This is a genomic window from Streptomyces sp. ISL-87 (assembly GCF_018614095.1).
GTDB lineage: Bacteria > Actinomycetota > Actinomycetes > Streptomycetales > Streptomycetaceae > Streptomyces.
The window spans coordinates 38500-49755 of the sequence record NZ_JAGGOY010000069.1 but is presented as its reverse complement, the minus strand read 5'-3'; the positions used below and the strand labels follow the sequence as shown (position 1 = coordinate 49755).

The window sequence follows — 11256 nt, the reverse complement described above, 5'->3', positions numbered from 1 at the left end:
ATCCCCGGATCCCCGGATCCCGCCGCCCGGGGATTCCGCCCTTCTCCCGGGGCTCCCCGAGGGGCGTTCCGCCCGGGCCGGAGACGCGAGAGGGCCCCCGGGTGCCTGGGATGGCACCGGGGGCCCTCACATGTGTGCGAGTGCCTCAGGAGGCGTTACGGCATCTGCGCGGCCCGCGCCTCACGGCGGTTGTGCCGGAACGTGTTCGCCCGACGGGTCGTCGCGAACAGCGGGATCGTCGCCGCCATGGCGATCTGCAGCGCGCAGCCGGTCTGGAGCAGCAGCTGACCGCCCGGGGCGTCGAACGCCCAGGCCGCCAGCAGCCCCATCGCACCGACGATCCAGCTGAGCATCGCCACCGCGAGGACACCCCGCGGCTTGGGGTACTCGACCCGGCTCACCATCAGCCAGGCCACCCCGATGATCGCCAGCAGCGTCGGGATGAACCGCAGCTCCAGCAGCACGATCGAGACGACCGTCAGCGCACCGAAGGGGCTCGGCATGCCCTGGAACGTGCCGTCCTTCAGCGTCACGCAGCTGAATCTCGCGAGTCGCAGGACAACGGCCAGCAGGACGACGATCGCGGCCAGCGCCGACATCTTCTGGTGCGCGTCGTCGGCGACCATGCCGTAGACGAGCACGAAGTACGCGGGCGCCAGACCGAAGCTGATCAGGTCGGACAGGTTGTCCAGCTCCGCACCCATCGGGGAGCTGCGCAGCTTGCGGGCCACGATGCCGTCGAAGAGGTCGAAGACCGCCGCGAGCAGCATCAGTATCACCGCGGTCGCCGCGCTGTGCCGGGCCATGCCCGACTCGCCGCTGCCGGTGAGGTGCGGGATGAGGATCCCGGTGGTGGTGAAGTACACCGCCATGAATCCACAGGTCGCGTTACCGAGAGTGAGGGTGTCCGCTATCGACAGCCGCAGCGAGAGCGGCATGTCGTCCTCGGCGGACTCCTCCTCCGAAGCGGCCTCGGGCGCCCAGCCCGCCGCAGGGGTCTCAGGGTCAGTCACGGTCAATTCGGGTCACCCCCGCGGTGGTGGCCTGGCCGACCTCGACCGCGACCTCGACACCCTCGGGGAGGTAGATGTCGACGCGCGAGCCGAAGCGGATCAGACCGATGCGTTCGCCCTGTTCCACCTTGGTGCCGGCCGGCAGGTAGGGGACGATGCGTCGCGCGACGGCGCCGGCGATCTGCACCATCTCGATGTCACCGAGCTCGGTGTCGAAGTGCCAGACAACGCGCTCGTTGTTCTCGCTCTCCTTGTTGAACGCCGGGACGAACCCGCCGGGGATGTGCTCCACGGACGTCACCGTGCCCGCCAGGGGCGCGCGGTTGACGTGGACGTTCAGCGGGCTCATGAAGATCGCGACGCGGGTGCGCCCGTCCTTCCACGGCATGATGCTCTGCACCACACCGTCGGCGGGCGAGATGACACGGCCCTGAGTGATCTCACGCTCGGGGTCGCGGAAGAACCACAGCATGCCCGCCGCGAGAGCGGTGGCGGGCACGGCCACTGCCGCCCAGCGCCCGGACTTGCGAGCCCGGGTGAGGCTGACGGCGGCGGTGGCGACGGTCGGCAGAAGCCACGGCGATGCTCCGCGCGCGAGGCGTCCACCGAGGAGGCCGACGCGAGGTGCAGAGGTTTGGCTGTGGGGCATGGATGACCTTCGTAGCGGGTGATGCCGCGCCGCAAACTGGGGGACGGGACGGCGGCTTTACTGGAATGCTATCGGTTGCACGCAACAACTGGGCAAGCCAGAAGCCGAGTCGATGACCGTCGGCCAGTGACTGTTTGTGACTCTTTTGCGACGAACTTTGGGAAGATTCGTCGCAAAAGGGACTTTCAGCCCTGGAGTCGGTACTCCTCGAGCAGGCGTCGCCCGATGATCATTTTCTGGATCTCGGCGGTACCTTCACCGATCAGCAGCATCGGAGCCTCCCGGTAGAGGCGCTCGATCTCGTACTCCTTCGAGAAGCCGTAGCCGCCGTGAATACGGAAGGCGTCCTCCACCACCTCCTTGCAGTACTCGGAGGCGAGGTACTTCGCCATCCCTGCTTCGAGGTCGTTTCGTTCCCCGGAGTCCTTTTTGCGTGCTGCGTTCACCATCATCGCATGGGCGGCTTCGACCTTGGTAGCCATCTCGGCCAGCTTGAACTGGATGGCCTGGTGCTCGGCGATCGCCTTGCCGAAAGTGTGACGTTGCTGGGCATAGGAGACGCCGAGCTCGAATGCACGCTGAGCGACGCCACAGCCACGCGCCGCCACGTTGACGCGGCCGACCTCGACCCCGTCCATCATTTGGTAAAACCCTCGGCCGGTCTGCCCGCCGAGCACCCGATTGGCCGGAATGCGCAGTCCGTCCATGATGAGCTCGGTCGTGTCGACGCCCTTGTAGCCCATCTTGTCGATCTTGCCGGGGATGGTCAGGCCCGGACGGACCTCACCGAAGCCCGGCTCCTTCTCGATCAAGAAGGTCGTCATCGACTTGTGGGGCGCGGTGCCCTCCGGGTGTCCTTCGTCACTTCGGACGAGGACGGCCACGAGAGTGGAGCTGCCGCCGTTCGTCAGCCACATCTTCTGGCCGTTCAGGACGTACTCGTCGCCGTCCTTCACCGCCTTGGACGTGATGGCGGACACATCCGAGCCCAGCCCGGGCTCGGACATCGAGAACGCGCCGCGCACCTCGCCCAGCGCCATCCGCGGGAGGAAGTAGTCCTTCTGCTCCTGCGTGCCGTGCTGCTTGAGCATGTACGCCACGATGAAGTGGGTGTTGATGATGCCCGAGACGGACATCCAGCCACGCGCTATCTCCTCGACGCACAGCGCGTAGGTGAGCAGCGACTCACCCAGGCCGCCGTACTCCTCCGGGATCATCAGCCCGAACAGGCCAAGTTCCTTGAGGCCGTCGACGATCTGCTGCGGGTACTCGTCGCGGTGCTCCAGCTCGGTCGCGACCGGGATGATCTCCTTGTCGACGAACTCCCGGACGGTCTTGAGGATCTCCCGCTGGACGTCGTTCAGCCCGGCGGTCTGGGCGAGTCGGGCCATGGCTACTTCCCCTGTTCCTTCAGCTGCGGGCGGCCGGGCTGCTCGCCGCCGCGCTCCTTGATGTACGTCTCGGTCGGGACCATCACCTTGCGCCGGAAGACGCAGACGAGGGTGCCGTCCTGCTTGTAGCCCTTGGTCTCGACGTAGACGATCCCGCGGTCGTTCTTGGACTTCGACGGGGTCTTGTCGAGGACCGTGGTCTCGCCGTAGATGGTGTCGCCGTGGAAGGTCGGCGCCACGTGCCGCAGGGACTCGATCTCCAGGTTGGCGATGGCCTTCCCGGAGACGTCCGGCACCGACATGCCCAGCAGCAGCGAGTAGATGTAGTTGCCCACGACCACGTTCTTGCCGAAGTCGGTCGTGTTCTCGGCGTAGTTGCTGTCCATGTGGAGCGGGTGGTGGTTCATGGTCAGCAGACAGAAGAGATGGTCGTCGTACTCCGTGACCGTCTTTCCGGGCCAGTGCTTGTAGACCGCCCCGACCTCGAACTCTTCGTAGGTGCGTCCGAACTGCATGGTGCTCAGGGCTCCTCTAGCTGACGGGGATCTCGAACTTGGTGGTGCGCTGCATACCGGCGGCGCGGCCCTTGCCGGAGATGACCAGGGCCATCTTGCGGCTGGCCTCGTCGATCATCTCGTCGCCGAGCATGGCCGAGCCCTTCTTGCCGCCGGCCTCGGAGGTGCACCAGTCGTACGCGTCGAGGATGAGCTCGGCGTGGTCGTAGTCCTCCTGGGAGGGGGAGAAGACCTCGTTGGCCGCGTCGACCTGGCCGGGGTGCAGCACCCACTTGCCGTCGAAGCCCAGAGCCGCGGCCCGGCCCGCCACCTCACGGTAGCCGTCCACGTTCTTGATCTGCAGGAAGGGGCCGTCGATCGCCTGGAGGTCGTGCATGCGGGCCGCCATCAGGATCCGCATCAGGATGTAGTGGTAGGCGTCCGCGCCGTAGCCGGGCGGCTGCATGCCCACGACCAGGGACTTCATGTTGATGGAGGCCATGAAGTCGGCCGGGCCGAAGATGATGGTCTCCAGCCGCGAGGAGGCGCCGGCGATCTCGTCGACGTTCACCAGGCCCTTGGCGTTCTCGATCTGCGCCTCGATGCCGATCTTGCCGACCTCGAAGCCCATGGTCTTCTCGATCTGCGTCAGCAGGAGGTCGAGGGCGACGACCTGCTGGGCGTCCTGGACCTTCGGCAGCATGATGCAGTCGAGGTTCTGGCCGGCGCCCTCGACGACCGTGATGACATCGCGGTACGTCCAGTGGGTGGTCCAGTCGTTGACGCGCACGACCCGGGTCTTGCCGGTCCAGTCGCCGTTGTTCAGCGCGTCCACGATCGTGTGGCGCGCGCCCTCCTTGGCGAGCGGGGCGCAGGCGTCCTCCAGGTCCAGGAAGACCTGGTCGGCCGGCAGGCCCTGGGCCTTCTCCAGGAAGCGCGGGTTCGAACCCGGGACCGCGAGGCAGGAGCGGCGCGGACGAAGCCGGTTCACGGGGCTGGCGGGCGTGGTCATGCGGGGACCTCCAGAGGGTCGAGCTTGTTCGCTTTCCGGATCTCGTCGACGATACGGCCGATGATCTCCGTGATACCGAAGTCTTTGGGGGTGAAGACGGCGGCGACTCCGGCCGCCTTGAGTGCCACGGCATCGGCTTGGGGAATGATGCCGCCGAGGACGACGGGTATGTCACCCGCCCCCGCCGTGCGCAGGCGTTCCAGCACGTCCGGGACGAGTGCGCTGTGCGAGCCGGACAGGATGGACAGTCCCACGCAGTGGACGTCCTCGGCCAGCGCCGCCGAGGAGATCTCCTCGGGTGTCAGCCGGATGCCCTGGTAGACCACCTCGAAGCCCGCGTCGCGGGCCCGGACGGCGATCTGCTCGGCGCCGTTGGAGTGCCCGTCCAGGCCGGGCTTGCCGACCAGCAGGCGCAGCCGGCCGGAGCCGAGGTCCTCGGCGGTACGGGAGACCTTGGCGCGGACGAGAGCCATCGGGGTGCCCTCCTCCGCGGTGACGGCCACCGGGGCCGACGAGACCCCGGTCGGGGCGCGGAACTCGCCGAACACCTCGCGCAGGGCGTTCGCCCATTCGCCGGTGGTGACACCGGCCCGGGCGCACTCCAGGGTGGCCTCCATCAGGTTCTCGGTCCCGGCCGCGGCCTGCTTCAGCCGGTCCAGGGCCTGCCCGACGGTGGGGAAGACGAACGGGTCGCCGCCGCCCTGCCGGTCCGAGGACTCCTGCCGTTCGGCGCGCCAGCGGCCGATGCGCTCGACGATCTGCGCCTCCACCGCCCCGTCCACCGTCATGATCGCGCCGTCCAGGTCGGCGGTGAGCGGGTTCTCCTCGGTCTGCTGGAAGCAGTTGACGCCGACGATCTTGTCCTCGCCGGCCTCGATCCGGGCGCGCCGCTCGGCGTGCGAGGAGACCAGCTGGGACTTCAGGTAGCCGGACTCGACGGCGGCCATCGCGCCGCCCATCTCCTGGATCCGGTCGATCTCGGCCAGGCACTCGGCCACCAGGGACTCGACCTTGGCCTCGATGACGTGCGAGCCCGCGAAGATGTCCTCGTACTCCAGCAGGTCGCTCTCGTGCGCCAGGACCTGCTGGATGCGCAGCGACCACTGCTGGTCCCAGGGCCGGGGCAGGCCCAGCGCCTCGTTCCAGGCGGGCAGCTGCACCGCGCGGGCGCGCGCGTCCTTGGAGAGGGTGACCGCGAGCATCTCCAGCACGATGCGCTGGACGTTGTTCTCCGGCTGCGCCTCGGTCAGGCCCAGGGAGTTGACCTGGACGCCGTACCGGAAGCGGCGCTGCTTGGGGTTCTCGATGCCGTACCGCTCACGGGTGACCTGGTCCCAGATGCGGCCGAAGGCGCGCATCTTGCACATCTCCTCGATGAAGCGGACGCCCGCGTTCACGAAGAACGAGATACGGGCGACCACCTCGCCGAAACGATCCTCCGGGACCTGGCCCGAGTCGCGCACCGAGTCCAGCACGGCGATCGCGGTGGACATCGCGTACGAGATCTCCTGGACCGGGGTCGCCCCGGCCTCCTGGAGGTGGTACGAGCAGATGTTGATCGGGTTCCACTTCGGGATGTGGTTGACCGTGTACGCGATCATGTCCGTCGTCAGGCGGAGGGACGGCCCGGGCGGGAAGACGTGCGTCCCGCGCGAGAGGTACTCCTTGACGATGTCGTTCTGGGTGGTGCCCTGGAGCTGGGAGATGTCCGCTCCCTGCTCCTCGGCGGCCACCTGGTAGAGCGCCAGCAGCCACATGGCGGTGGCGTTGATCGTCATCGAGGTGTTCATCTGCTCCAGGGGGATGTCCTGGAACAGCCGCCGCATGTCGCCCAGATGGGAGACCGGGACCCCGACCCGGCCCACCTCGCCGCGGGCGAGGATGTGGTCGGGGTCGTAGCCGGTCTGCGTCGGCAGGTCGAACGCGACCGACAGGCCGGTCTGGCCCTTGGCGAGGTTGCGGCGGTACAGCTCGTTGGACGCCTCGGCCGTGGAGTGGCCGGCGTACGTCCGCATGAGCCACGGACGGTCTTTCTGGCGCTCTGTCATCTCAGGCTGTCCCTTTGGCCCTTGAACGATCTGACGAATCAGATGAATCAGACGTTGCGGAAGCGGTTGATCGCATCGAGGTGCGTCGCGCGCATCTCGTGGTCGCGCACGCCCAGGCCCTCCTCGGGGGCCAGCGCGAGGACGCCGACCTTGCCCTGGTGGAGGTTGCGGTGGACGTCGTAGGCGGCCTGGCCGGTCTCCTCCAGGGAGTAGACCTTCGACAGGGTGGGGTGGATCTTGCCCTTGGCCACCAGGCGGTTGGCCTCCCACGCCTCGCGGTAGTTCGCGAAGTGCGAGCCCACGATCTTCTTCAGGGACATCCACAGGTAGCGGTTGTCGTACTCGTGGTTGTAGCCCGAGGTCGAGGCGCAGGTGACGATCGTGCCGCCCTTGCGGGTGACGTACACGGAGGCGCCGAAGGTCTCGCGGCCCGGGTGCTCGAAGACGATGTCCACGTCCTCGCCGCCGGTCAGCTCGCGGATGCGCTTGCCGAAGCGCTTCCACTCCTTGGGGTCCTGGGTGTGCTCGTCCTTCCAGAACTTGTAGCCCTCGGCGCTGCGGTCGATGATCGCGGTCGCGCCCATCGCGCGGCAGATGTCCGCCTTCTGGTCGCTGGAGACGACGCAGATCGGGTTGGCGCCGCCGGCCAGCGCGAACTGGGTGGCGTACGAGCCGAGCCCGCCGCTGGCGCCCCAGATCAGGACGTTGTCGCCCTGCTTCATGCCGGCGCCGTTGCGCGAGACCAGCTGGCGGTACGCGGTGGAGTTGACCAGACCGGGGGAGGCGGCCTCCTCCCAGCTCAGGTGGTCGGGCTTCGGCATGAGCTGGTTGGACTTGACGAGTGCGATCTCCGCCAGGCCGCCGAAGTTGGTCTCGAAGCCCCAGATGCGCTGCTCGGGGTCGAGCATCGTGTCGTTGTGGCCGTCGGAGGACTCCAGCTCGACCGACAGGCAGTGCGCGACGACCTCGTCGCCGGGCTTCCAGGCGTTGACTCCGGGGCCCGTGCGCAGCACGACGCCCGCGAGGTCGGAGCCGATGATGTGGTACGGGAGGTCGTGGCGCTTGGTGAGCTCCGACAGGCGCCCGTAGCGCTCCAGGAAGCTGAAGGTGGACACCGGCTCGAAGATCGAGGTCCACACGGAGTTGTAGTTGACCGAGGAGGCCATGACGGCCACCAAAGCCTCGCCCGGGCCGAGCTCCGGCACCGGAACCTGGTCCAGGTGCAGGGACTTGCGCGGGTCCTTCTCGCGGGTCGTGAGCCCTGCGAACATCTCCGTCTCGTCCTTGTGCACGGTGATCGCGCGGTACGAGTCGGGGAGCGGCAGGGCCGCGAAGTCGGCGGCCGTTGCGGCCTGCGACTGGATCGCGTCCAGGATGTCCTTCACGGTGTTGCCTCCGGCTAAGCGCTGCGCTGATGAGGGTGCGCTGAGGGGGTACGCGGCTGCGTGGTGCGGGTGGTGTGTTTTGCCGTCGGTTCGGCGGAGCTGTGGTGCTGGCGACGCCTGTGGTGCGGCGTGCTGGTGCCTGGTGACGCAGGCATCCGGGGCGCGGTTCGTGCCGAGTGGGCGTGCACCGCGGGGACGTCCGGACGAGATTCAACGTATGGCACCCCGTGTCACCCGGCAAGGCACCGCGTGCCAAAACTTTCTCTCATTTGCCTTTTGACCTGCGCAGATGAGCGATGATCGATCAGAGTTACCCGTGAGTAGGGGCAACTCGGACAAACGAAAGTGGCCGCCCCCGTAACGGGAGCGGCCACTGTGACGTGTGCGACGTGCGCGACTACTGCTTCGGCCAGTACGTCGGCTAGTGCTTCTTTCTGAGCGCCTCTTCGATGGTCCGCATGACCTCGTCCAGCGGGGCGTCCGTACGGGCCACGGCGACCAGCACCTCGCCCTCCGTGCGCACGGCCGCCGGCTCGGCGGCGGCCGGCTGCGCCGTCCCCAGCGTGCGGCCCGCGCCGATCCCCGTGCCGAAGGTCTTCCGCACGATCGAGAAGGCGTGGTCCAGCTGCGCCTCCACGTCCCCCTGACCGCCCGCCCGCAGCCAGCGCCGCAGCACGTGGTTGTGGGCGGTGACCACCGCCGACGCGGCCACCTCGGCCAGCAGCGGGTCGTCATTGCCGTCGTGGTGGTCGTGCTCGTCGAAGTGGGCCAGCAGATAGCGCGTGAACAGCCGCTCGTACCGGGCCACCGAGGCGATCTCCCGCTCCCGCAGCGCGGGCACCTCGCGGGTGAGCCGGTAGCGCTCCACCGACACCGCCGGCGAGGCGGCGTACATCTTCATGACTTCCTTGATCCCGCGGCACACCGTGTCCAGCGGGTGCTCGTGCGCCGGGGCCACGTCCAGCACCGCCTCGGCGCGGGTCAGGGTGTCGTCGTGATCCGGGAAGATCGCCTCTTCCTTGGAGCGGAAGTGCCGGAAGAAGGTCCGGCGCGCCACTCCGGCGGTCGCGGCGATCTCGTCGACCGTCGTCGCCTCGTACCCCTTGGTCGCGAACAGCTCCATCGCGGCCGCGGCGAGCTCGCGGCGCATCTTGAGACGCTGTGCGGCCGCCTTGGTGCCGGCCGGGTTCTCCGAGGCGTCGGAGGCCGTGGTGGCGCGGGGTGAGGTCTTGGCGGGCTGGGGCATAGAGCGAACGTACTTCATTTGCCCGGGAGAGCGCGCCTGAGGGGGGTGGGGCAGGGGTGGATGCGGGGGAGAGCCCGCACTGGGCTCGGAAGGTATGGCCTGCCGTGAGGGAGCGGCAGACCCGAGCAGCCCTCCCCACGCATCCGGCTCTTGGGGCCCTTGGCCAGGGCGCTGCTTACCGGCGGGCGTACTCACGGAATCCGCGGCCGGTCTTCCGGCCCAGGCAGCCCGCCGCCACCAGGTGCTCCAGCAGCGGGGACGGGGCCAGACCGGGGTCGCGGAACTCCTTGTGGAGGACCTTCTCGATGGCCAGCGAGACATCCAGGCCGACCACGTCGAGGAGTTCGAAGGGACCCATCGGGTACCCGCCGCCCAGCTTCATCGCGGCGTCGATGTCATCGAGGGTCGCGTAGTGCTGCTCGACCATCTTGATGGCGTTGTTCAAGTACGGGAACAGCAGCGCGTTCACGATGAAGCCGGCCCGGTCCCCGCAGTCCACCGGGTGCTTGCGCACCTTCGTGCAGATCTCGCGGACCGTGGCGTGCACATCGTCGGCGGTCAGGACCGTACGCACCACCTCGACCAGCTTCATGGCCGGCGCCGGGTTGAAGAAGTGCATGCCGATCACGTCCTGCGGACGCGAGGTCGCGCGGGCGATGGCGATCACCGGCAGCGAGGAGGTGGTGGTGGCCAGCACCGCGCCCGGCTTGCAGACCTTGTCCAGGCCCGCGAACAGCTCCTGCTTGACCGCGAGGTTCTCGGCGACGGCCTCCACGGCCAGGTCCACGTCCGCGAAGGCGTCCAGCGAACCGGCCGGGGTGATCAGCTCCATGGTCTGCGCGGCGGCCGCCTCGGTCAGCCGGCCCTTGGACACCGCACGGCCCAAGGACTTGCCGATCGCGGCCTTGGCGGCCTCCGCCTTCTCCTGGCTGCGGGCGGCCAGCACCACGGTGAAGCCGGCCTGCGCGAAGACCTGCGCGATACCGCTCGCCATGGTGCCCGAACCGGCCACGCCGACCGAGGACACGTGGCGGCCCGCGCCGAGCAGGGCCCCGTCCAGCGGCGTCTGGAGGTCGCGGACGATCACCGGGCTGCCCGCGGCCTCGTACGTGTAGAAGCCGCGTCCGGACTTCTGCCCGGTCAGGCCCGCCTCGGCGAGGTGGCCCAGGATCGGGGCCGGGGCGTGCAGGCGGTCGCCGGAGGAGGCGTACATGGCCTCCAGGACGGTGCGGGCGGTGTCCACACCGATCAGATCGAGCAGGGCCAGCGGGCCCATGGGGAGGCCGCAGCCCAGCCGCATCGCCGCGTCGATGTCCTCGCGGGAGGCGTACTTCGACTCGAACATGGCGGCGGCCTGGTTGAGGTAGCCGAAGAGCAGGCCGTCCGCGACGAAACCGGGGCGGTCGCCGACCGAGACGGGCTCCTTGCCGAGCTCGCGCGCCAGCGCGGTCACGGCCTCGACGGCCGTCGGGGCCGTGAGCACACAGGAGACGACCTCGACCAGCTTCATCGCCGGGGCGGGGTTGAAGAAGTGCAGACCCAGGACGCGCTCCGGACGCTGGGACTCGGCTGCCATGCGGGTCACCGAGAGGGCGTTGGTGCCGGTGGCCAGAATCGTGTCGGGCCGGACGATCGCGTCGAGCTCGCGGAAGAGCTGCTGCTTGAGCTCGTAGCTCTCCGGGACGACCTCGATGACCAGATCGGCGTCGGCGGCGGCGGTCAGCTCGGTGAACGTACGGAATCGGGCGAGGACACCGTCCCGCTCCTCCTCCGTGATCCGCTCCTTGGCCACGGAGCGGGCGGTGGTGGCCGCGAGGGCGGCCGTGGCCCGGCGGGTGGCGGTGTCGCTGATGTCGATGCCGATGACCTCGCGGCCGGCCCGGGCGAGGACCTCGGCGATGCCGGTGCCCATCGTGCCGAGGCCGACGACGGCGATGGTCTGGAGGGAGGACTGACTGGACGGACGGTCCATCGCGGGACTCCAGTGAAAGAGGGTGACGACTGAGGGTGGGCGCGCG

At 68.6% G+C, this 11256-nt stretch carries 9 protein-coding genes; all 9 read right to left on the bottom strand.

Features of this window, described 5'->3' with window-relative positions:
• Positions 1-155: 155 nt before the first annotated feature.
• Positions 156-1019 carry a CDP-diacylglycerol--serine O-phosphatidyltransferase gene (pssA, locus tag J7I97_RS25380; RefSeq protein ID WP_214938777.1) on the bottom strand — a complete coding sequence of 288 codons (864 nt, stop codon included), beginning with the start codon at positions 1017-1019 and terminating at the stop codon, positions 156-158.
• On the bottom strand, positions 1006-1662 hold the full coding sequence (locus tag J7I97_RS25375; RefSeq protein ID WP_214938776.1) for a phosphatidylserine decarboxylase: 657 nt from the start codon (positions 1660-1662) through the stop codon (positions 1006-1008). The genes pssA and J7I97_RS25375 overlap by 14 nt, the downstream gene beginning before the upstream one ends.
• A gap of 185 nt (positions 1663-1847) precedes the next feature.
• Positions 1848-3053: an acyl-CoA dehydrogenase family protein gene (locus J7I97_RS25370; protein WP_214938775.1), complete on the bottom strand. Its 1206-nt coding sequence runs from the start codon at positions 3051-3053 to the stop codon at positions 1848-1850.
• Between the two features lie 2 nt (positions 3054-3055).
• Complete coding sequence (locus J7I97_RS25365; protein ID WP_030155134.1) at positions 3056-3568, bottom strand: MaoC family dehydratase; 513 nt, start codon at positions 3566-3568, stop codon at positions 3056-3058.
• 16 nt (positions 3569-3584) lie between these two features.
• On the bottom strand, positions 3585-4559 hold the full coding sequence (locus tag J7I97_RS25360) for a CoA ester lyase (RefSeq protein ID WP_214938773.1): 975 nt from the start codon (positions 4557-4559) through the stop codon (positions 3585-3587).
• Positions 4556-6607: a protein meaA gene (locus tag J7I97_RS25355; protein WP_214938771.1), complete on the bottom strand. Its 2052-nt coding sequence runs from the start codon at positions 6605-6607 to the stop codon at positions 4556-4558. The genes J7I97_RS25360 and J7I97_RS25355 overlap by 4 nt, the downstream gene beginning before the upstream one ends.
• Before the next feature lie 47 nt (positions 6608-6654).
• On the bottom strand, positions 6655-7992 hold the full coding sequence (gene ccrA, locus J7I97_RS25350) for a crotonyl-CoA carboxylase/reductase (protein ID WP_214938769.1): 1338 nt from the start codon (positions 7990-7992) through the stop codon (positions 6655-6657).
• 421 nt (positions 7993-8413) lie between these two features.
• Positions 8414-9238: a TetR family transcriptional regulator gene (locus tag J7I97_RS25345; RefSeq protein ID WP_214938767.1), complete on the bottom strand. Its 825-nt coding sequence runs from the start codon at positions 9236-9238 to the stop codon at positions 8414-8416.
• A gap of 175 nt (positions 9239-9413) precedes the next feature.
• A complete protein-coding gene (locus J7I97_RS25340; protein WP_214938766.1) occupies positions 9414-11210 on the bottom strand; it encodes a 3-hydroxyacyl-CoA dehydrogenase family protein in 1797 nt (598 codons plus the stop codon).
• Positions 11211-11256 lie beyond the last annotated feature (46 nt).